Origin of the sequence: Enterobacter sp. CP102, from assembly GCF_025152625.1 — a bacterium.
Lineage (GTDB): Bacteria > Pseudomonadota > Gammaproteobacteria > Enterobacterales > Enterobacteriaceae > Enterobacter > Enterobacter soli.
In genome coordinates this window covers 3434390-3455982 of record NZ_CP104014.1, presented here as the reverse complement: position 1 = coordinate 3455982, position 21593 = coordinate 3434390, and the positions used below count along the sequence as shown (strand labels likewise).

Below are 21593 nucleotides of genomic sequence, written 5' to 3'. Positions count from 1 at the left end.
GAAACGTCGAGTTAGGCACCGCCTCATTCCATAACAAAGCCGGGTTTTTACCCGGCTTTGTTGTATCTGAAGGGCAGACTCAGTTACGCTCTCCTGAAACCAACATGAAGAGAGTAATGTGTTGAAACGCTGGCCTGTTTTCCCTCGTTCCTTGCGACAACTCGTGATGATGGCGTTTTTGCTGATCCTGCTGCCTCTGCTGGTGCTGGCGTGGCAGGCATGGCAAAGCCTCAATGCATTAAGCGCCCAGGCAGCGCTGACCAACCGAACCACGCTGGTCGATGCAAGACGCAGTGAAGCGATGACCAACGCGGCGCTGGAGATGGAGCGTAGCTATCGTCAGTACTGCGTTCTGGACGATCGCACGCTGGAAAAGGTGTATCAAAATCAACGTAAGCGCTACAGCGAAATGCTGGATGCCCACGCAGGTGTCCTGCCTGACGACAAGCTGTATCAGGCGCTGCGTCAGGATCTTAACGATCTGGCTCAGCTTCAGTGTCACAACAGTGGCCCGGCAGCCTCTGCCGCCGCGCGCCTTGAGGCCTTTGCCAGCGCCAACACGGACATGGTTCAGGCGACACGAACGGTGATTTATTCCCGCGGGCAGCAGCTGCAACAAGAAATTGCCGAACGAGGCCAGTTCTTTGGCTGGCAGGCGCTGGTGCTGTTTTTGGTCAGCCTGGGGCTGGTACTGCTGTTTACCCGTATGATCATCGGCCCGGTGAAGGGGATCCAGCGCATGATCAATCGCCTGGGCGAGGGGAAATCGCTGGGTGATACCGTCGCGTTTAAGGGGCCGCGCGAATTACGCTCTGTCGGGCAGCGGATCATCTGGCTTTCCGAGCGCCTGGCATGGCTCGAATCTCAGCGTCATCAGTTTTTACGCCATATTTCCCATGAACTCAAAACACCGCTCGCCAGTATGCGCGAAGGCACAGAGCTGCTGGCTGACGAGGTCGCAGGGCCATTAACCGTCGAACAAAAAGAGATAGTCGAGATCCTGGATGCCAGCAGCCGTAATTTGCAAAAGCTTATCGAGCAACTGCTGGATTACAACCGCAAACTGGCTGATGGCGCGGTGGTTCTGGAGAAAGTCGCGATTGAGCCGTTAGTGGATATGGTTATCTCCGCACACAGCCTGCCAGCAAGAGCTAAAATGATGCATACCGAAGTGGAGCTTGGCGAGTCAGTCTGTTTTGCCGAGCCGATGTTGTTAATGAGCGTGCTGGATAATCTTTATTCCAATGCGGTGCACTATGGTACTGAATCCGGTAACATTTATATCCGCAGCTACACCAATGGCTCGCGCGTGTTTATTGACGTAGCCAATACGGGAACCCCGATCCCTGATGATGAAAAAGCGATGATTTTCGAACCCTTTTTCCAGGGGAGCCATCAGCGAAAAGGTGCGGTTAAAGGAAGCGGTTTGGGGCTGAGTATTGCCCGCGACTGCATACGGCGAATGCAGGGTGAGCTCAATATCGCCAGTGACGAACGCTCGGATGTGTGCTTTCGTATCGAACTGCCTCTTGGGCCGGAAAAATCAATACAATGAATCTATGTCTGGTGAGTATGTCACACGTCTTTTCCCGCGCAGTGCGCGCGGTGTTTTCCAGCAAAAAATTACGCCTGGGTCTGCCATGTCTTCTGCTGGCAGGCTGCGTTTCCCATGCACCAACGAGTGCCATCAGTGATAAACAGGATGCAAGATGGCCAGAGAATCAGCTGGCCGATTTTCTGACAACGGGATGTGACGATATCTGGAATTTATCGGGACATGATGTTGAAACAAATCCGCTGTTCTGGTTGCGCGGCATAGATTGCTCGCAGCGCCTTGCACCGACAACGGCACGCGCCCGGGCGGCGATGTGGGACGATGACACCTGGCAGGACGCGTTTAAACGCGCCATTTTACTGGCTGATGCCAAAATTACGCCTGTAGAACGTCGTGCTAATACCTCACGCCTGGACGGGCTGGCAGCCAGTATTCCGGCGCAGGTGCGCCCGGTCTATCAGCTCTGGCGGGACGGGCAGGTACAGCAACTTCAGCTGGCTGAGGAGCGCTCACGCTACAGTAAATTGCAGCAGTCCAGCGATGCTGAACTCGATACGCTGCGCCAGCAGCAGGATTATTTACGCGCTCAGCTTGATACCACCACGCGCAAGCTTGAAAACCTGACCGACATCGAAAGACAGCTTTCGACGCGTAAACCGGCGAGCAACTACCTGCCTGATGGATCAAAGGGGAGTTCGCCATCCACCTCGCCGGATCAGGATAGCGACACGAAACAAGAGGATGTGAAGCCATGACAAGCCGCAAACCTGCCCATCTCTTGCTGGTGGACGACGACCCTGGATTGTTAAAACTGCTGGGAATGCGTCTGGTCAGCGAAGGCTATAGCGTGGTCACCGCCGAAAGCGGGCAGGAAGGGCTGAAAGTGCTCAGTCGCGAAAAGATAGACCTGGTGATTAGCGATTTGCGCATGGACGAAATGGACGGGATGCAGCTGTTTGCGGAGATCCAGAAGCAGCAGCCAGGGATGCCGGTTATCATCCTCACCGCCCACGGCTCTATCCCCGATGCGGTCGCTGCCACGCAGCAGGGCGTATTCAGTTTTCTGACCAAACCCGTCGATAAAGACGCGCTTTATAAAGCTATCGACAGCGCGCTTGAACACGCCGCACCATCTGGTGATGAAGCCTGGCGGGAATCTATCGTGACCCGCAGCCCCGTGATGTTACGCCTGCTCGAACAGGCAAGGATGGTGGCGCAGTCTGACGTCAGCGTGCTGATTAACGGCCAGAGCGGAACCGGGAAAGAGATCCTGGCGCAGGCTATCCACAATGCCAGCCCGCGCAGCAAGAATGCCTTTATCGCCATTAACTGTGGCGCACTGCCGGAACAGCTGCTGGAGTCTGAGCTGTTTGGTCACGCGCGCGGGGCCTTTACCGGCGCAGTGAGCAGCAGGGAAGGGCTGTTCCAGGCCGCAGAAGGCGGCACGCTATTCCTTGATGAAATTGGCGATATGCCTGCGCCGTTGCAGGTCAAACTGCTGCGCGTGTTGCAGGAACGCAAAGTGCGCCCGCTGGGCAGTAACCGCGATATCGACATCAACGTGCGTATCATTTCAGCGACCCACCGTGATTTGCCGAAAGTGATGGCGCGTAACGAGTTCCGTGAAGACCTTTACTACCGTCTGAACGTCGTGAACCTGAAAATCCCCGCGCTTGCCGAGCGTGCGGAAGATATTCCGCTGCTGGCGAACCATTTGCTGCGCCAGTCTGCCGATCGCCATAAACCCTTCGTCCGTGCCTTTTCTACCGATGCCATGAAACGCCTGATGACCGCCAGCTGGCCGGGGAACGTGCGTCAGTTGGTCAACGTTATCGAGCAGTGTGTGGCACTCACCTCGTCGCCGGTGATCAGCGATGCGCTGGTGGAGCAGGCGCTCGAAGGGGAAAATACGGCACTGCCGACTTTCGCGGAAGCGCGTAACCAGTTTGAGCTGAATTATTTGCGTAAGCTGCTGCAAATTACCAAAGGCAACGTAACCCATGCGGCGCGCATGGCGGGGCGTAACCGCACCGAATTCTACAAACTGCTGTCGCGGCACGAGCTGGAAGCGAACGATTTTAAAGAGTAGTACCGCAAAAGCCGAATGAATATGATACTGTGAGCAACCGATTACGAGGCAGCTTACTGGCAAGAGTTTAAGGACCCACCATGAAAAAGATTGATGCGATTATTAAACCTTTCAAACTGGATGATGTACGTGAAGCGCTGGCTGAAGTCGGCATCACCGGGATGACCGTAACAGAGGTGAAAGGTTTTGGTCGCCAGAAAGGCCACACCGAACTGTACCGTGGTGCAGAGTACATGGTCGACTTTCTGCCAAAAGTGAAAATCGAAATCGTGGTGAGCGATGACATCGTGGATACGTGTGTGGATACCATTATCCGCACGGCGCAGACGGGCAAAATTGGCGACGGTAAAATTTTCGTCTTTGACGTGGCGCGCGTGATCCGTATCCGTACCGGTGAAGAAGACGACGCGGCGATTTAACATTCTTGCCGGGTGGCGCTGCGCTTACCCGGCCTACAAAACCCTTCGTAGGCCCGTGCAAGCGAAGCGCCGCCGGGCGATTACAGCACTTTATGCGGCCCGAAACACTCGTAATGAATGCTGTCTTTATTCACACCCAGGTCTACCAGCTGCTTCGCGGCATACTGCATAAACGCCACCGGGCCACACACATAGAACTGCATATCCGGTGCGCTGAACGCCCCTTCATGCTGGCTTAAATCAATCAAACCTTCGCTGTCGAAACGCGCAGCTGCACGATCGGCATCGGTTGGCAGACGATACCAGGTGTGTGCGCTAAAGCGTGGCAGATCTGCCGCCAGCGTTTTCACTTCATCCGCAAAGGCATGAACGTCGCCATTTTCCGCAGCGTGGAACCAGTTCACCTGCGCGCTGTGGTGAGCTTCCGCCAGTGTATCCAGCATCGCCAGCATTGGTGTTTGACCAACACCTGCGGAGATAAGCGTCACCGGGGTATTGGCGTCAACGGCCATAAAGAAATCACCTGCCGGTGCGGCCAGATGTACCACATCACCGACACTGGCTTCGTTGTGCAGCCAGGTCGAGACCTGGCCGCCGTCTTCGCGTTTCACGGCAATGCGGTAGCCTTTACCGTCAGGCTTACGGGTCAGAGAGTACTGGCGGATCTCCTGGTGCGGGAAACCTTCGGGTTTCAGCCACACGCCCAGATACTGGCCCGGCTGATATTCTGCCACCGGCTTGCCATCCACAGGTTCAAATTCAAAGCTGGTAATCAGCGCGCTGCGTGGCGTTTTTTCGACAATACGGAATGCGCGAGTGCCTTCCCAGCCGCCGTTTTTACTGGCGTTTTCACTGTAGATCTGTGCTTCGCGGTTAATAAAGACGTTTGCCAGCACGCCGTAGGCTTTACCCCATGCGTCCAGCACTTCCTGACCCGGGCTGAACATCTCATCGAGCGTTGCCAGCAGGTGACCGCCAACGATGTTGTACTGCTCTGGTTTGATCTGGAAGCTGGTATGTTTCTGCGCAATTTTCTCTACCGCAGGCAGCAGTGCCGCCAGGTTTTCGATATTGCTGGCATACGCGGCGATGGCGTTAAACAACGCTTCGCGCTGATCGCCGTTACGCTGGTTGCTCATGTTGAAAATCTCTTTGAGCTCCGGGTTATGCGTGAACATACGATCGTAGAAATGGGCGGTAAGTTTAGGACCGGTTTCAACCAGCAGGGGAATAGTAGCCTTAACGGTAGCGATGGTTTGAGCGTCGAGCATAGCAGCTTCCTTTAGATGTTACTTTAATAATGTATTTTAAATGCATCTTATAAAAAATACCCCTGCGTTGTAAATGGTTCTTTGCATCGTGAAAAATATGCATCACAAACCTGAAAAGAAATCCGTTGAAAATGGTGAGAGCTTTATTCCTCAAACCCTTGCGTGGCGTGGAGGAAAACGTTTGCGTAAAATCGTTTGTCAAGACCTGTTATCGCAGAACTAATCAGTTATACTGTTGCCCGTCGTCCAACAGGACTGCCTTTTCAGGCCAAAATTTTATTGTTAGCTGAGTCAGGAGATGCGGATGTTAAAGCGTGAAATGAACATTGCCGATTATGATGCCGAACTGTGGCAGGCTATGGAGCAGGAAAAAGTACGTCAGGAAGAGCACATCGAACTGATCGCCTCCGAAAACTACACCAGCCCGCGCGTTATGCAGGCGCAGGGTTCTCAGCTGACCAACAAATATGCTGAAGGTTACCCGGGCAAGCGCTACTACGGCGGTTGCGAATACGTTGATATCGTTGAGCAGCTGGCTATCGACCGCGCAAAAGCGCTGTTTGGCGCAGACTACGCTAACGTGCAGCCGCACTCAGGCTCTCAGGCTAACTTCGCTGTTTACACCGCACTGCTGCAACCGGGTGATACCGTTCTGGGTATGAACCTGGCGCAAGGCGGTCACCTGACTCACGGTTCCCCGGTTAACTTCTCTGGCAAGCTGTACAACATCATTCCTTACGGTATCGATGAGTCCGGTAAAATTGATTACGAAGACATGGCGAAGCAGGCCAAAGAGCACAAGCCGAAGATGATCATCGGCGGCTTCTCTGCATACTCTGGCGTGGTTGACTGGGCAAAAATGCGTGAAATCGCTGACAGCATCGGTGCATATCTGTTCGTGGATATGGCGCACGTTGCCGGTCTGATTGCCGCAGACGTTTACCCGAACCCGGTTCCGCATGCTCATGTCGTGACCACCACCACCCACAAAACCCTGGCGGGTCCGCGTGGCGGCCTGATCCTGGCGAAGGGCGGTGATGAAGAGCTGTACAAAAAACTGAACTCTGCTGTGTTCCCAAGCGCGCAGGGCGGCCCACTGATGCACGTCATCGCGGGTAAAGCGGTTGCGCTGAAAGAAGCGATGGAGCCTGAGTTCAAGGTTTATCAGCAGCAGGTTGCTAAAAACGCTAAAGCGATGGTGGAAGTGTTCCTGAACCGTGGCTACAAAGTGGTTTCTGGCGGTACTGAAAACCACCTGTTCCTGCTGGATCTGGTTGATAAAAACCTGACCGGTAAAGAAGCTGACGCTGCCCTGGGCCGCGCTAACATCACCGTGAATAAAAACAGCGTACCAAACGATCCGAAGAGCCCGTTTGTGACCTCCGGTATCCGTATCGGTTCTCCGGCTGTGACTCGCCGTGGCTTTAAAGAAGCGGAAGTGACAGAGCTGGCTGGCTGGATGTGTGACGTTCTGGACAATATCAACGACGAAGCGGTTATCGAGCGCGTTAAAGGTAAAGTTCTGGATATCTGCGCACGTTTCCCGGTTTACGCATAATTATCCTGCTTTGCAGAAATAAAAAAGGCCGCGATTGCGGCCTTTTTTTGTTTAACGCCTGTCGAGGGATATTGCGCCAGGCCCGGTTATCGCCAGCAAAATAAACGCGCCAGCAATACTGACGTTCTTGTAGAAGTTAATCATATTTGGCACTACAGCATCACCGGTCAAACTCCAGTAATGGTGGCCAATCACCGCCGTTCCCAGCGTGTAGAAAATAAAGAGCACGGCAATAGGGCGGGTGAAAAAGCCCAGCACGATAAGAATAGCCGCGGGGACCTCCATCACCACTGCGATAATGGCTGCCAGCATGGGCGCTGGCGCGCCAAGGGATGTCATATATTGCACCGTGCCGCTAAAGCCGGTCATTTTCGGAAAGCCAAAAATAATAAACAGCACAACAATCGCGATACGGGCAATCAGCAACAACAAGTGACGAGACTGGCCGAAATCAAAATAACGTAGAGAGTTCATAGCAGGCTCTTTTTTCGGTGGGACCTGATTTAAAACTAATACACAAACCGGCAGCCTGCCATTCAGCTTTTCTTCATAAATCAGCCGTAAGGATGATATTCATTTTTCACCGTTCAGCATGGTGACCCGGGGCGATAAAATAGAGATCATTGCGCCCTCTAAGCCCTGTGAAGTGTGGGTGTTATTTGCTTGTTAATAGTCACTTGCGCTGGCTTACATTTAACGACAGACTATCGCCTCCATTTCAGGAGGAATTCATGGTTTTGCATTCCACACGCTGGCTGGCGCTCAGCTATTTCACCTACTTTTTTAGCTACGGTATTTTCCTGCCTTTCTGGAGCGTCTGGCTCAAAGGGATTGACCTTACGCCGGAAACCATTGGCGTGTTGCTGGGCGCCGGGCTGGTTGCGCGTTTTCTGGGAAGTCTGTTAATTGCGCCACGCGTCAGCGATCCCTCCTTACTGATTAAAGCTGTCCGTATCCTGGCGCTGCTGACGCTGGTCTTTATGACTTGCTTCTGGGTCAGTCATCAGTTTGCCTGGTTGATGGTAGTGATGGTGGGCTTCAACCTGTTCTTCTCTCCGCTGGTGCCGCTGACGGATGCGCTGGCGAATACCTGGCAAAAACAGATAACCATGGATTATGGCCGCGTACGCCTGTGGGGATCGATTGCCTTTGTCATTGGTTCGGCACTGGTGGGCAAGCTGGTCAGTCTCTACGACTATCGCGCCATTCTGGCGCTGTTGAGCGTCGGGATCGCCTCGATGCTGCTGGGTATGTTATTGCGCCCTTCCGTGATGCCGCAGGGCGAAAGCCGCCATCAGGAGAGCGCAGGCTGGCCAGCCTGGCGGGCGTTGGTTGTCCAAAGCTGGCGTTTTCTGGCGTGCGTGTGTCTGCTTCAGGGAGCACATGCAGCCTATTACGGTTTTAGCGCGATTTACTGGCAGGGGGCAGGGTACTCGGCTTCAGCCGTGGGGTATCTCTGGTCGCTTGGCGTGGTTGCTGAGGTGATTATCTTTGCCCTGAGCAAAAAACTGTTCCGTCGCTTTGGCGCTCGCGACCTGCTGCTGCTTTCTGCCGTCTGTGGTGTGGCGCGCTGGGGCATTATGGGCTGGACGACAGAACTGCCGTGGCTTATCGTGGCGCAAATCCTGCACTGTGGCACCTTCACGGTGTGCCATCTGGCTGCCATGCGCTATATCTCAGCCCGGGAAGGTGGGGATGTTATTCGCTTGCAGGCGGTCTATTCAGCCGTCGCGATGGGCGGCAGTATTGCCGTGATGACGGTATTTGCGGGCTTCCTGTATCAGCAGCTCGGCCACGGCGTATTCTGGGTCATGGCACTCGTTGCGCTGCCCGCAATGGTGGTACGTCCAAAAGTGGCGGCACGGGTCTGATTACGACTCCAGCATGGCGCGAATATGTTCTTGCTGCTGCGCATTGAGTGTCTCAACGGCATGGATCAGCGGCGGTGAGAACAACGGCAGCGCCGTGGGGTAGGGAGTGATAACCAGTGAGGCTTCACGCGGTGCTCCCTCCTTCTGAAAAGCCTGTAACGTCAGATAGCGAATATTGAGCGGCAGCAGCGTCAGTTCCCGAAGCTGTTGCTCAATTAACGCCTCGCACTCTTTATCATCCCCCGTTAACAGCACGACCTGTTTTTCGTGCAGATCGTTCTCCTGCATCAGCCAGGCACCAAAAATCACCGCCACCAGGCTCATCTCTTCCTCGGAAAAACGCAGCCCGAATTCCGCTTCCAGCTCAAACAGCGACTCTTTGGTTGTGCGCAGCAGGCGCGGGTAAAGACGATGGATCTCTTCCGGCAGGCTGTTATCGATGCCGATATCAAACAAAGAGCGGTCAAGCGCCTGAGCAAGGTGGATATAAAGCTGATCGGTCAGCCCTTGCTCGTCGCTGAAATTCATCCCGGTCTGCGCCCGAAAGCGCGCAATCATGCGGACAATGGTGCGGCGCAAACGCTGGTCCTGCTGGTGCTTGTCCATAACCGGATCGGGGGTGCGCAGCATCATGAACAGCAGCGACAAAAACAGTTGCTCATCGATGTGCGGCGCGGCGGGTACACGACGTTTCCAGTGGCGAACAATCTCCTGCGCCGTAAAATACTCACCCCTGGACTGCGCCCAGTTGCGCTGGACGTGGGTGAAGTGCGGCGTATTACCCTGATGATGTTGAATCAGACAATATTGCAAAAAGAGCTGTAAAAACTGCACATCCCGGCATTCGAACTGGCGCTGTAGCCTGCGCGAACAGAAGTTAATCAGCGCGCGCAGGTTGGTGTCATCGTACAGTGGGCGGGCAATGCCGTGCCGTTTAAGTGCGGTTTTTAATGCCGGAGTAAACTGGTGAGACACAAACTGTGGGCAAAGCCTGAGCGCCCTGCGCAGCCAGTGCAGCAGGCATAAACGCTGGTTCAGTGCGGTGCCCTCAATTCGGTAGCTGCCGTCATGATGCGTGACGATATCAAGCCGATGATAGCGCTGGATTTCATCGCGCGTCTCGGCTATATCTTGCCGTGCGATGGTGTCGTCTACCCCGTTGGCAGCTGTAATGCTCTGCGCGGTGACGGCAGCATCTGGCAGGTAAAGCATCAAAAGCACCTGGCAGCGGCGCTGCGAACTGGAAAGCACAGATGGTATCTCAAGCGTCGTCATCATCTGTCGGGTATCCAGTGTGAGTGTTTGGTAAGAATAGCTAAAGGATGCCGGCAATAAAGCGCAACGGGAACGCTTTCCTTCAGGATTGCAGGCGAACATCACAGAATTTTTGACGTGAGGAATTGATGCAAATAGTTAAACAAAGTGCTCTGGCGTTATTTTTGGCGGTTTTCACTTTTACCGTCAGCGCACATCCTCACAGTTTTATCAGCCTGAAAACCACGCTGGTGACAGACGGGACGCAGCTTAGCGGCCTTAAAATGCGCTGGACGATGGACGAAATCACCTCTGCTGACCTGCTTTATGATGCCGGAAACGCCAAACCCGGCGATGAAGTCTGGAAAAAACTGGCGGCGGAAGTGATGGCAAATGTGCTGGGTCAGCACTATTTCACCGAGTTCTGGCATAACGGCCAGAAGGTCAAATTCCTTAATCGCCCAACGGAATACGGGATGTCGCGTGAAGGGCATCAGGCGGTGCTGACGTTTGTGCTGCCGCTGGCGCAACCCCAGCCGCTGGCGGGGCAAAAGTATACCTTTTCAACTTTTGACCCAAGCTATTACGTCGATATGAGTTATGCCGAAGACAGCGATGCACATCTGCCCGCTGAGCTACAAAAACGTTGTACGCTGGCGGTTCACACCCCGAAACCCAGTGAAGAAACGCTTAACTTTGCCGTATCTCTCGATAAGGCAGATGCTCCGCCAGAGGATATGGAGCTGGGTAAACAGTTTGCACAGCAGGTGACGTTGCAATGTCAGTGATCTCTTCCCCGGTCAGAAAACCCCGCCGCTGGTTGCAGCTTTGGCCGCTGGCCCTGTTTCTGGTGTTGGCCGTAGGCGGTGCGTTTTGGCTGTGGCAAGCATGGCCACAGGTGATGATGAAAAGCATCCTCTGGCAGCGTGATGTTAACCAGCAGATGAGCGGGCTGCTAAAAGCTGTGGCGGATAACCCCACTCAGGCGGGCGGATCGCTGCTGATTTTCAGCTTTCTGTATGGCGTTCTGCACGCACTTGGCCCCGGACACGGCAAAATTGTGATTACCACCTGGCTTGCCACGCATCCCTCAAAGCTGAAATCGAGTATTGGCCTGACGCTGGCCTCCTCGCTGCTACAGGGGCTTATGGCGATTGTGCTGGTGGTGGTTGTGCTGTCGCTTCTGCAACTCCCGGCGCGTCAGTTACATTTGAGCAGTTTCTGGCTGGAGAAAGGGAGCTACGCGCTGGTAGGCGTGCTGGGGCTGATCCTCTGCTGGCGGGCGCTGAAAAAATTGCGTGCCTTACTGCAAAAACCAACGTTCAAATCCTTTACGCCGCATCATGTTCACGATGCTCACTGCGGTTGCGGGCATCAGCATTTGCCGACCCAGGAACAGCTGCAAAATGGCGACGACTGGCGCGCACGGTTGATGATTGTTCTCTCGATGGGAATGCGCCCGTGTTCGGGAGCAATCATGGTGCTGTTGTTCAGTAAGGTTATCGGGGTGTTTGGCTGGGGAATGATCTCCGCGCTGGCGATGGCGGCAGGGACATCTTTGACCATCTCTTCACTGGCGTTGCTGGTCCACAGTTTCCGTCAACTGGCGGTCAAACTGAGCGGCAATAAAACGCCGGTATTATGGCGACAGGTTGGCTGGACAACGCTTGCGCTGGCCGGTGGGGTTATTTTGCTGGTTGCGGCGGTAACGATGTGGATGAGTGCTGTGCCGGTGGGAAGGGGATTGCGGCCGTTTTAACAGGGGCGGGCTGGTGCCCGCACCCTGATACTGAATTAACGCTTCAGCGCGTCGCTCAGTTCGTCACGCATGTTTGCCAGCATGGCTTTAACAACGCGTGGGTTACCTGCAACGATGTTGCCGGTGGTCATGTAGTTGTGGCCGCCGGTGAAATCACACACCAGTGCACCTGCTTCACGCGCGATCAGCTCGCCCGCAGCAAAGTCCCACGGCTTCAGTGCCAGTTCGAAGTAACCGTCAACACGACCGGTCGCAACGTAGGCCAGATCCAGCGCAGCAGAACCGGTGCGACGGAAATCAGCACACTCGGTGAACAGTTTGCCCAGGATATTCATATAGGTCGTTGCGTGCTGCTTCGCCTTGAACGGGAAGCCGGTCGCCAGAATGGTGCCGTCCAGGTCACGTGCATTGCTGCAACGCAGACGGTAGCCGTTCAGCTGAGCGCCCTGGCCGCGGGTTGCGGTGAACAGTTCGTTACGCATTGGATCGTAGACAACGGCGACTTCAGTACGGCCTTTAATGCGTACTGCGATAGACACAGAGAAGTGCGGCAGGCGTTTTACGAAGTTGGTGGTGCCATCCAGTGGATCGATAACCCATTGAACATCCTGATCGGTACCTTCATGTTCACCGCTTTCTTCGGTGATGATGGTGTGCTGTGGGTAAGATTTGCGGATTGTTTCGATAATAATCGCTTCTGCGGCTTTATCGACGTTAGTCACGAAATCATTGCTGCCTTTCTGGCTGGTTTCTACGGAGTCTGGAGTTTCGTAGTGTTTGGCAATTACATTACCCGCCTTGCGCGCTGCGCGCACGGCGATGGTCAGCATCGGATGCATCGGTCTCTCTCACTGGATGTTAAAGAACATGAAAATCGGCGCAGAGTATAGCAGCGGGATCGGATTATGTCTCCCGATTATGATAATATGCCCGAATATTCTTCAGACACTGAATTCAGACACCAAAAACTATGCTGCAAAATATTCGAATCGTGCTGGTCGAAACATCGCATACCGGCAATATGGGCTCTGTTGCCCGCGCAATGAAAACCATGGGTTTAACCAATCTGTGGCTGGTAAACCCTCTGGTCAAACCCGACTCCCAGGCAATCGCTCTGGCGGCCGGTGCCAGTGACGTTATCGGTAATGCTCAGATTGTTGATACCCTCGACGAAGCCCTGGCAGGTTGTAGCCTGGTGGTCGGCACCAGTGCGCGCTCGCGTACGCTGCCATGGCCAATGCTGGACCCGCGTGAATGCGGTCTGAAAAGCGTGGCGGAAGCTGAACAGGCGCCAGTTGCGCTGGTGTTTGGTCGTGAACGCGTGGGCCTGACCAACGACGAACTGCAAAAATGTCATTATCACGTGGCGATTGCCGCGAACCCGGAATACAGCTCGCTGAACCTGGCGATGGCGGTACAGGTCATTGCCTACGAAGTGCGCATGGCCTGGCTGGCAACGCAGGAGAAACCGGTAGAACAGAAAGAAGAGGCGGCTTACCCGCTGGTGGACGACCTTGAGCGTTTCTACGGTCACCTGGAGCAGACGCTGCTCTCAACCGGCTTTATCCGTGAAGGCCACCCGGGCCAGGTGATGAACAAGCTGCGCCGTATGTTCACCCGCGCGCGCCCGGAAAGTCAGGAGCTGAACATCCTGCGCGGGATCCTGGCGTCGATTGAGCAGAAGAATAAAGAGTAGTGTCGTCTGTTCGCCGGGTGGGGGGGGGGGGGGGGGGGGGGGCCCCCCCCCCCCCCCCCCCCGCGCCCCCCCCCCCCCCCCCCCCCCCCCAGCGCCCGCCCCCCCCCCCCCCCCCCCCACCCGACAAAACGGCACGGAAGGTTAAATACCTGACTAAAACAGTCAAGTAAATAGTTGACCAATTTAGTCAGGAATGTCAGACTTGGCCCTGCTATGCAATACCCCCATTTTACAATAAAAAACCCCGGGCAGGGGCGAGTTTGAGGTTAAGTAAGACATGAGACTGACATCTAAAGGGCGTTATGCCGTGACCGCGATGCTGGACGTTGCGCTCAACTCCGAAGCGGGCCCGGTTCCGTTGGCTGATATTTCTGAACGACAAGGGATCTCCCTCTCTTATCTGGAACAGCTGTTCTCCAGACTGCGTAAAAATGGACTGGTTTCCAGCGTTCGTGGCCCAGGCGGCGGATATCTGCTGGGTAAAGACGCGGGCAGTATTGCGGTAGGCGAAGTGATTAGCGCAGTTGACGAATCCGTTGATGCGACCCGTTGCCAGGGTAAAGGTGGCTGCCAGGGCGGCGATAAGTGCCTGACCCACGCGCTGTGGCGCGATCTGAGCGACCGTCTGACCGGCTTCCTGAACAACATCACTCTCGGTGAGCTAGTGAATAACCAGGAAGTTCTGGATGTGTCTGGTCGTCAGCATAGCCATGAATCACAACGCAGCACCCGCGCGCAAGACGCCATCGACGTTAAACTGCGCGCGTAATAAAAAAATAAGTATTTCAGAATCAGGCCGGGGTGGAAACACCCCGTGTACTCGGTCGTACATCCAGCCGGTTGCCTGATTCCTTGCATTGAAGCGATGTACGGAGTTTATAGAGCAATGAAATTACCGATTTATCTCGACTACTCCGCAACCACGCCGGTGGACCCGCGTGTTGCCGAGAAAATGATGCAGTGTCTGACCCTGGACGGAAACTTTGGTAACCCAGCTTCCCGTTCACACCGTTTTGGCTGGCATGCTGAAGAGGCGGTAGATATCGCCCGTAATCAGATTGCTGACCTGGTGGGTGCCGATCCGCGTGAAATCGTATTCACCTCCGGTGCAACCGAATCCGACAACCTGGCGATCAAAGGTGCAGCCAACTTCTATCAGAAAAAAGGCAAGCACGTTATCACCAGCAAAACCGAACACAAAGCCGTGCTGGATACCTGTCGTCAGCTGGAGCGTGAAGGGTATGAAGTTACTTACCTTGCGCCACAGAGCAACGGTATCATCGACCTGAAAGAGCTCGAAGCGGCAATGCGTGAAGACACCATTCTGGTTTCCATCATGCACGTGAACAACGAAATCGGCGTCGTGCAGGATATCGCGACCATCGGCGAAATGTGCCGTGCGCGCGGCATCATCTATCACGTTGATGCGACTCAGAGCGTGGGCAAACTGCCTATCGACCTGAGCCAGCTGAAAGTGGACCTGATGTCCTTCTCTGGCCACAAAATCTATGGCCCGAAAGGTATTGGCGCACTGTACGTTCGTCGTAAGCCACGTATTCGCATCGAAGCACAGATGCACGGCGGCGGTCACGAGCGTGGAATGCGTTCCGGTACTCTGCCTGTTCACCAGATCGTGGGCATGGGCGAAGCGTACCGTATTGCGAAAGAAGAGATGGAAACCGAGATGGCGCGTCTGCGCACTCTGCGTAACCGTCTGTGGGACGGCGTGAAAGATATGGAAGAAGTGTATCTGAACGGCGATCTCGAGCAGGGCGCACCAAACATCCTCAACGTGAGCTTCAACTATGTTGAAGGCGAATCGCTGATCATGGCGCTGAAAGACCTGGCTGTTTCTTCTGGCTCTGCATGTACCTCTGCAAGCCTGGAGCCATCCTACGTGCTGCGCGCACTGGGGATGACCGACGAGCTGGCACACAGCTCTATCCGTTTCTCTTTAGGTCGTTTCACTACCGAAGAAGAGATTGACTACACCATCAAGCTGGTTCGCAACTCCATCGGCCGTCTGCGTGACCTTTCTCCACTGTGGGAAATGTTCAAACAGGGCGTGGATCTGAACAGCATTGAATGGTCACATCACTAATCGGTACATAAGGAGAATTCAATCATGGCATACAGCGAAAAAGTTATTGATCATTACGAGAACCCACGCAACGTTGGCTCTTTTGACAACAGCGATGAATCCGTAGGTAGCGGCATGGTCGGTGCACCGGCGTGTGGCGATGTGATGAAGTTGCAGATTAAAGTCAACAATGAAGGTATCATTGAAGACGCGCGCTTCAAGACCTATGGCTGCGGTTCTGCTATTGCGTCCAGCTCACTTGTGACCGAGTGGGTTAAGGGCAAGTCTCTGGACGAAGCACAGGCAATCAAAAACACCGATATTGCTGACGAACTTGAACTGCCGCCGGTGAAAATTCACTGCTCTATCCTGGCAGAAGACGCGATCAAAGCCGCTATTGCGGATTACAAAAGCAAACGTGAAGCAAAATAATTGAGGTTTGAGTATGTCGATTACCCTTAGCGACAGCGCTGCCGCGCGAGTAAGCGCCTTCCTGGCGAACCGTGGTAAAGGCTATGGCCTGCGACTGGGCGTACGTACCTCCGGCTGTTCTGGTATGGCTTACGTACTGGAGTTTGTTGATGAACCGGCGTCTGACGACACCGTGTTTGAAGACAAGGGCGTGAAGGTGGTGGTCGATGGCAAGAGCCTGCAATTCCTCAATGGCACTCAGCTGGACTTTGTAAAAGAAGGCCTGAACGAAGGGTTCAAATTCACGAACCCGAACGTAAAAGACGAGTGCGGTTGCGGCGAAAGCTTCCACGTTTGATCGTGCGTCATCCGATGAACCCCACCGCAGGAATCTGTGCGTGGGGTTTGTTTTAATCGGCTACCCCTGAGATTGTTATGGATTACTTCACCCTCTTCGGATTACCCGCTCAGTACACTGTCGATATTCCGGCCCTGACGGTCCGTTTTCAGGATCTGCAACGTCAGTACCATCCGGATAAATTTGCCAGTGGTACTCAGTCAGAGCAATTGGCGGCCGTTTCTCAATCTGCGACCATCAATCAGGCCTGGCAGACGCTGCGTAATCCGTTAACCCGCGCAGAGTACTTACTCTCCCTTCACGGATTTGATCTGGCGAGCGAACAGCACACCGTGCGCGATACCGCATTCCTGATGGAACAGCTGGAGCTGCGTGAAGAGCTGGATGAGATAGAACAGGCGAAAGACGAAACCCGGCTGGCGCGCTTTATCAAACGTGTCAAAGAGATGTTTGATACTCGCCATCAGCAGATGGTTGAACAATTGAATAACGAGACATGGGACGTAGCGGCGGACACAGTACGCAAGCTCCGTTTTCTCGATAAACTGCGAAGCAGCGCTGAACAACTCGAAGAAAAGCTGCTCGATTTTTGATTCTGGAAGCTCAACATGGCCTTATTACAAATTAGTGAGCCTGGTTTAAGTGCTGCACCGCACCAGCGTCGTCTGGCGGTGGGCATTGATTTAGGCACCACCAATTCTCTCGTGGCGACCGTGCGTAGCGGCCAGGCGGAAACGCTGGCAGACGCTGACGGCCGCCATTTGCTGCCATCTGTGGTCCACTATCATCAGCAGGGCCACACGGTCGGCTACGATGCACGCACTAACGCTGCGCGCGATCCGGCCAACACCATCATTTCTGTTAAGCGCATGATGGGCCGCTCTCTGGCAGATATCCAGAGCCGCTACCCGCACCTGCCTTATCAGTTCCAGGCAAGTGAAAATGGCTTGCCAATGATCGCCACCACTGCGGGTTTACTGAACCCGATTCGTGTGTCTGCAGACATCCTCAAAGCGCTGGCGGCTCGCGCCACAGCCACGCTTGAAGGCGAACTGGACGGCGTGGTGATCACCGTTCCCGCCTATTTTGACGATGCACAGCGCCAGGGCACCAAAGATGCCGCGCGTCTGGCGGGCCTTCACGTACTGCGCCTGCTGAACGAACCGACGGCCGCTGCCATTGCCTATGGCCTGGACTCCGGTCAGGAAGGGGTGATCGCAGTTTACGATCTGGGCGGAGGGACGTTTGATATCTCGATCCTGCGCTTAAGCCGCGGTGTATTTGAAGTGCTGGCCACCGGTGGTGACTCTGCGCTTGGTGGTGATGATTTCGATCATCTGCTGGCGGATCACATTCGCGAGCAGGCGGGCATTACCGATCGTAGCGATGCGCGCGTGCAGCGTGAACTGCTGGATGCGGCGGTTGACGCCAAAATTGCACTGAGCGACGCCCAGACTGTTACCGTAAATGTTGCGGGCTGGCAGGGTGACATCACCCGTGAACAGTTTAATGATCTGATTACCTCGCTGGTAAAACGCACGCTTCTGGCCTGCCGCCGCGCGCTGAAAGACGCGGGCGTCGAAGCGGAAGAAGTACTTGAAGTGGTTATGGTGGGTGGCTCCACACGCGTGCCGCTGGTGCGCGAACGCGTGGGTGAATTCTTTGGCCGCACGCCGCTGACCTCCATCGACCCGGACAAAGTGGTCGCTGTGGGCGCCGCAATTCAGGCTGATATTCTGGTCGGCAACAAGCCGGACAGCGAAATGCTGCTGCTGGACGTCATTCCGCTCTCCCTGGGGCTGGAAACCATGGGCGGTCTGGTAGAGAAAGTGATCCCGCGTAACACCACCATTCCGGTGGCGCGCGCGCAGGAGTTCACCACCTTCAAAGACGGCCAGACCGCGATGTCCATCCATGTGATGCAGGGCGAACGCGAACTGGTGCAGGACTGCCGTTCTCTGGCTCGCTTTGCGCTGCGCGGTATTCCGGCGCTGCCTGCGGGCGGGGCGCACATTCGCGTGACCTTCCAGGTAGATGCAGATGGCCTGCTGAGCGTCACGGCGATGGAAAAATCGACCGGTGTTGAATCGTCCATTCAGGTGAAGCCGTCTTACGGCCTGACCGATGGCGAAATCGCCACCATGATTCAGGATTCAATGAGCTACGCCGAACAAGACGTGAAGGCGCGAATGCTGGCTGAACAAAAAGTTGAAGCCGCACGCGTGCTGGAAAGCCTGGTTGGCGCACTCGCTGCCGATGCCGCGCTGTTAAGCGCCGCTGAGCGTCAGGTGATCGACGAAGCTGCCGCACACTTACGTGCCGTAGCGCAAGGCGATGACGCTGATGCAATAGAAGAAGCCATTAAAAACGTTGATAAACAAACCCAGGACTTCGCCGCTCGCCGCATGGACAAATCTGTCCGCGTCGCGCTGAAAGGCCAGTCCGTGGACGAGGTTTAATATGCCAAAGATTGTTATTTTGCCTCATGCGGACCTCTGTCCGGATGGCGCGGTTCTGGAAGCGAATACCGGTGAAACCATTCTCGATGTTGCCCTGCGTAACGGTATCGAAGTGGAACACGCCTGTGAAAAATCCTGTGCCTGCACCACGTGTCACTGCGTAGTGCGTGAAGGTTTTGATTCTCTTGCTGAGAGCACCGAAGACGAAGACGACATGCTGGATAAAGCATGGGGTCTGGAGCCAGACAGCCGTTTAAGCTGCCAGGCGCTGGTGACCGACGAAGATCTGGTCGTGGAATTCCCACGCTACACCATCAACCACGCACGCGAGCATTAATATGGGACTGAAGTGGACAGACAGCCGTGAAATCGGCGAAGCGCTCTACGACGCGAACCCGGATCTCGATCCAAAGACCGTACGATTCACCGACATGCACCAGTGGATCTGCGATTTAGAGGATTTTGACGACGATCCAAACGCATCCAATGAAAAAATTCTGGAGGCGATTCTGTTAGTCTGGTTAGATGAAGCAGAGTAAATCACTTAACGGGCTGCCTTCAGGCGGCCCGTTTGCTAATAAGGATAAATAAAATGACCGAAGCGATGAAGATTACGCTCACCACACAGCCTGCTGACGCACGCTGGGGCGAGAAAGCCACCTGGAGCATCAACAACGACGGCATTACCCTGCACCTGACGGGCAAAGATGACACCGGCCTGATCCAGCGCGCCGCGCGTAAAATTGACGGCCTGGGCATTAAACATGTTTCTCTGGACGGCGAAGGCTGGGATACCGATCGCAGCTGGGCGTTCTGGGCGGGTTACAAAGGCCCGAAAGGCACCCGTAAAATTGAGTGGGCGAACCTCGATGAAGCCGGCCAGAAAGAGCTGGAAAGCCGTCTGACCATTATTGACTGGGTGCGTGACACCATCAACGCCCCGGCTGAAGAATTAGGCCCGGAGCAGCTGGCACAGCGCGCGGTTGACCTGCTGTGCGGCGTGGCGGGTGACAAAATGTCTTACCGCATCACCAAAGGCGAAGATCTGCGCGAGCAGAACTACATGGGTATTCACACCGTGGGCCGCGGCTCTGAGCGTCCTCCTGTACTGCTGGCGCTGGATTACAACCCAACCGGCGACAAAACGGCACCTGTCTTTGCCTGCCTGGTCGGTAAAGGTATTACCTTCGATACCGGCGGTTACAGCCTGAAGCAGAGCGCGTTCATGGATTCCATGAAGTCCGATATGGGCGGCGCAGCCACCATTACCGGCGCACTGGCGTTTGCTATCACCCGTGGTCTGAACAAGCGCGTGAAACTGTACCTGTGCTGCGCGGACAACATGGTAAGCGGCAATGCTTTCAAGCTGGGCGACATCATTCGCTACCGCAACGGCAAAAACGTCGAAGTGATGAACACCGATGCGGAAGGCCGTCTGGTGCTGGCCGATGGCCTAATCGACGCCTCTGCTCAGAAGCCAGAGCTGATTATCGATATGGCAACGCTGACCGGTGCGGCGAAAACTGCCCTGGGCAACGACTACCATGCGCTGTTCAGCTTCGACGACAAACTGGCTGCTCGCCTGCTGGCAAGCGCTGCCGCAGAGAACGAGCCGTTCTGGCGTCTGCCGCTGGCCGAGTTCCACCGCAGCCAGCTGCCGTCTAACTTTGCCGAGCTGAACAACACCGCGAGCGCGGCGTACCCGGCAGGTGCAAGCACCGCCGCGGGCTTCCTGTCTCACTTCGTTGAGAACTACCACGAAGGCTGGCTGCACATCGACTGCTCCGCAACGTACCGTAAAGCGGCAGTTGAGCAGTGGTCTGCGGGTGCGACCGGTCTGGGTGTGCGTACCGTGGCGAACCTGCTGACGGCTGAGTAATCTTTTTTGCCGGGTGGCGCTACGCTTACGCGCGCCTTCGGAGTCATCATATTGCCCGGCGGCGCTGCGCTTGCACGGGCCTACGGTTTGTAGGCCGGGTAAGCGAAGCGCCACCCGGCGTTTTTTGAAGTAGCGAAACTATGTCCGAAACCAAAAATGAATTAGAAACCCTGCTGGAACAGGCGGCGACCGAGCCCGCGCATCGTCCGGCATTTTTCCGCACCTTGCTGGAATCCACCGTCTGGGTGCCAGGCACGGCAGCGGAAGGTGAGCAGGTTGTGGAAGACAGTGCACTGGATCTGCTGCACTGGGAGAAAGACGATGGCACCTCTGTTATCCCGTTCTTCACCTCTCTTGAAGCACTCCAGGAAGCGGTTGAAGACGAGCAGGCGTTTGTGGTGATGCCGGTGCGTACGCTGTTCGAAATGACGCTGGGCCAGACGCTGTTCCTGAACGCTAAACTGCCGACCGGGAAAGAGTTCACCCCGCGCGAAATCAGCCATCTGATTGGTGAAGAGGGCAACCCGCTCAGCACGCAGGAAGTGATTGAAGGTGGCGAAACGCTGCTGTTGTCTGAAGTGGCGGAACCGCCAGCACAGATGATTGACTCCCTGACCACGCTGTTCAAAACCATCAAACCGGTAAAACGCGCGTTCCTGTGCTCCATCAAAGAGAGCGCGGACGAGCAGCCGATCCTGCTGATTGGTATTGAAGCCGACGGTGAAATCGACGAGATCATTCAGGCGGCCGGGAATGTAGCCACTGATACACTGCCTGGTGATGAACCGATTGATATCTGCCGCGTTGTGAAAGGTGAGAAGGGCATCAGCCACTTTATTACAGAACACATCACACCGTTCTATGAACGTCGCTGGGGCGGTTTCCTGCGCGATCTGAAAACCAATCGCATTATCTGATAGCACTGGGGTGAGCA

Annotated in this window: 23 protein-coding genes; 19 read left to right on the top strand and 4 right to left on the bottom strand. The window is 55.1% G+C overall.

Annotation, left to right across the window (positions count from 1 at the left end; all coding sequences use genetic code 11):
- Window positions 1-121: 121 nt before the first annotated feature.
- The 4 genes from qseE to glnB all read left to right on the top strand — a co-directional run bounded on the left by qseE (window position 122) and on the right by glnB (window position 4063).
- Window positions 122-1555, top strand: coding sequence for a two component system sensor histidine kinase QseE/GlrK (gene qseE / locus N1249_RS16235; RefSeq protein WP_259838155.1), 1434 nt, complete (start codon window positions 122-124; stop codon window positions 1553-1555).
- Complete coding sequence (gene qseG / locus N1249_RS16230) at window positions 1552-2310, top strand: two-component system QseEF-associated lipoprotein QseG (RefSeq protein WP_259831117.1); 759 nt, start codon at window positions 1552-1554, stop codon at window positions 2308-2310. Before qseE ends, qseG begins: the two co-directional genes overlap by 4 nt.
- Window positions 2307-3644 carry a two-component system response regulator GlrR gene (glrR, locus tag N1249_RS16225; protein ID WP_259831112.1) on the top strand — a complete coding sequence of 446 codons (1338 nt, stop codon included), beginning with the start codon at window positions 2307-2309 and terminating at the stop codon, window positions 3642-3644. The genes qseG and glrR overlap by 4 nt, the downstream gene beginning before the upstream one ends.
- Before the next feature lie 80 nt (window positions 3645-3724).
- On the top strand, window positions 3725-4063 hold the full coding sequence (gene glnB, locus N1249_RS16220; protein ID WP_003860685.1) for a nitrogen regulatory protein P-II: 339 nt from the start codon (window positions 3725-3727) through the stop codon (window positions 4061-4063).
- Window positions 4064-4143: 80 nt separating this feature from the next.
- On the opposite strand, the gene hmpA is transcribed toward glnB, so the two are convergent.
- On the bottom strand, window positions 4144-5334 hold the full coding sequence (gene hmpA, locus N1249_RS16215) for an NO-inducible flavohemoprotein (protein WP_259831109.1): 1191 nt from the start codon (window positions 5332-5334) through the stop codon (window positions 4144-4146).
- Window positions 5335-5638: 304 nt separating this feature from the next.
- On the opposite strand from hmpA, the gene glyA reads away from it, so the two are divergent.
- Complete coding sequence (gene glyA, locus N1249_RS16210) at window positions 5639-6892, top strand: serine hydroxymethyltransferase (protein WP_259831104.1); 1254 nt, start codon at window positions 5639-5641, stop codon at window positions 6890-6892.
- Window positions 6893-6943: 51 nt separating this feature from the next.
- Here the strand turns inward: glyA and N1249_RS16205 are convergent, their stop codons facing one another.
- Window positions 6944-7366, bottom strand: a complete 423-nt coding sequence (locus N1249_RS16205) for a DoxX family protein (protein WP_259831102.1) — start codon at window positions 7364-7366, stop codon at window positions 6944-6946.
- 257 nt (window positions 7367-7623) lie between these two features.
- Between N1249_RS16205 and N1249_RS16200 the strand changes: the two genes are divergently transcribed.
- Window positions 7624-8763, top strand: coding sequence for a 3-phenylpropionate MFS transporter (locus N1249_RS16200; protein WP_259831100.1), 1140 nt, complete (start codon window positions 7624-7626; stop codon window positions 8761-8763).
- Here the strand turns inward: N1249_RS16200 and csiE are convergent, their stop codons facing one another.
- Window positions 8764-10041 carry a stationary phase inducible protein CsiE gene (csiE, locus tag N1249_RS16195; protein WP_259831098.1) on the bottom strand — a complete coding sequence of 426 codons (1278 nt, stop codon included), beginning with the start codon at window positions 10039-10041 and terminating at the stop codon, window positions 8764-8766. It abuts the gene before it with no gap.
- A gap of 125 nt (window positions 10042-10166) precedes the next feature.
- Here csiE and N1249_RS16190 point away from each other — a divergent pair, with 125 nt between their 5' ends.
- Together N1249_RS16190 and N1249_RS16185 are read left to right on the top strand one after the other, a co-directional pair.
- Entirely contained in the window at window positions 10167-10805 is a 639-nt protein-coding gene (locus N1249_RS16190; RefSeq protein WP_259831097.1) for a DUF1007 family protein, read from the top strand.
- Window positions 10796-11776, top strand: a complete 981-nt coding sequence (locus N1249_RS16185) for a nickel/cobalt transporter (RefSeq protein ID WP_259831095.1) — start codon at window positions 10796-10798, stop codon at window positions 11774-11776. The genes N1249_RS16190 and N1249_RS16185 overlap by 10 nt, the downstream gene beginning before the upstream one ends.
- Before the next feature lie 35 nt (window positions 11777-11811).
- Here the strand turns inward: N1249_RS16185 and suhB are convergent, their stop codons facing one another.
- Window positions 11812-12615: an inositol-1-monophosphatase gene (gene suhB, locus N1249_RS16180; protein ID WP_014071352.1), complete on the bottom strand. Its 804-nt coding sequence runs from the start codon at window positions 12613-12615 to the stop codon at window positions 11812-11814.
- Window positions 12616-12746: 131 nt separating this feature from the next.
- Here suhB and trmJ point away from each other — a divergent pair, with 131 nt between their 5' ends.
- The 11 genes from trmJ to sseB all read left to right on the top strand — a co-directional run bounded on the left by trmJ (window position 12747) and on the right by sseB (window position 21576).
- The gene (gene trmJ / locus N1249_RS16175; RefSeq protein WP_166716652.1) at window positions 12747-13472 is read left to right on the top strand and encodes a tRNA (cytosine(32)/uridine(32)-2'-O)-methyltransferase TrmJ; all 726 of its coding nucleotides are present in this window, start codon (window positions 12747-12749) and stop codon (window positions 13470-13472) included.
- Window positions 13473-13749: 277 nt separating this feature from the next.
- Window positions 13750-14241 carry a Fe-S cluster assembly transcriptional regulator IscR gene (gene iscR, locus N1249_RS16170; protein ID WP_006176693.1) on the top strand — a complete coding sequence of 164 codons (492 nt, stop codon included), beginning with the start codon at window positions 13750-13752 and terminating at the stop codon, window positions 14239-14241.
- Window positions 14242-14358: 117 nt separating this feature from the next.
- Complete coding sequence (gene iscS / locus N1249_RS16165; protein WP_014071349.1) at window positions 14359-15573, top strand: cysteine desulfurase; 1215 nt, start codon at window positions 14359-14361, stop codon at window positions 15571-15573.
- Between the two features lie 24 nt (window positions 15574-15597).
- A complete protein-coding gene (gene iscU / locus N1249_RS16160; protein WP_005120408.1) occupies window positions 15598-15984 on the top strand; it encodes a Fe-S cluster assembly scaffold IscU in 387 nt (128 codons plus the stop codon).
- A gap of 13 nt (window positions 15985-15997) precedes the next feature.
- Window positions 15998-16321 carry an iron-sulfur cluster assembly protein IscA gene (iscA, locus tag N1249_RS16155; protein WP_014071348.1) on the top strand — a complete coding sequence of 108 codons (324 nt, stop codon included), beginning with the start codon at window positions 15998-16000 and terminating at the stop codon, window positions 16319-16321.
- A 77-nt stretch (window positions 16322-16398) separates the two neighbouring features.
- On the top strand, window positions 16399-16914 hold the full coding sequence (gene hscB, locus N1249_RS16150) for a co-chaperone HscB (protein WP_259831075.1): 516 nt from the start codon (window positions 16399-16401) through the stop codon (window positions 16912-16914).
- 15 nt (window positions 16915-16929) lie between these two features.
- A complete protein-coding gene (gene hscA / locus N1249_RS16145; RefSeq protein ID WP_259831073.1) occupies window positions 16930-18780 on the top strand; it encodes a Fe-S protein assembly chaperone HscA in 1851 nt (616 codons plus the stop codon).
- Window position 18781: 1 nt separating this feature from the next.
- Entirely contained in the window at window positions 18782-19117 is a 336-nt protein-coding gene (gene fdx / locus N1249_RS16140; RefSeq protein ID WP_217187352.1) for an ISC system 2Fe-2S type ferredoxin, read from the top strand.
- Between the two features lies 1 nt (window position 19118).
- Window positions 19119-19319: a Fe-S cluster assembly protein IscX gene (iscX, locus tag N1249_RS16135; RefSeq protein WP_003860650.1), complete on the top strand. Its 201-nt coding sequence runs from the start codon at window positions 19119-19121 to the stop codon at window positions 19317-19319.
- Window positions 19320-19372: 53 nt separating this feature from the next.
- Complete coding sequence (pepB, locus tag N1249_RS16130; RefSeq protein ID WP_259831071.1) at window positions 19373-20659, top strand: aminopeptidase PepB; 1287 nt, start codon at window positions 19373-19375, stop codon at window positions 20657-20659.
- Window positions 20660-20799: 140 nt separating this feature from the next.
- Complete coding sequence (gene sseB / locus N1249_RS16125; RefSeq protein ID WP_259831069.1) at window positions 20800-21576, top strand: enhanced serine sensitivity protein SseB; 777 nt, start codon at window positions 20800-20802, stop codon at window positions 21574-21576.
- The last annotated feature ends 17 nt before the right edge of the window (window positions 21577-21593 follow it).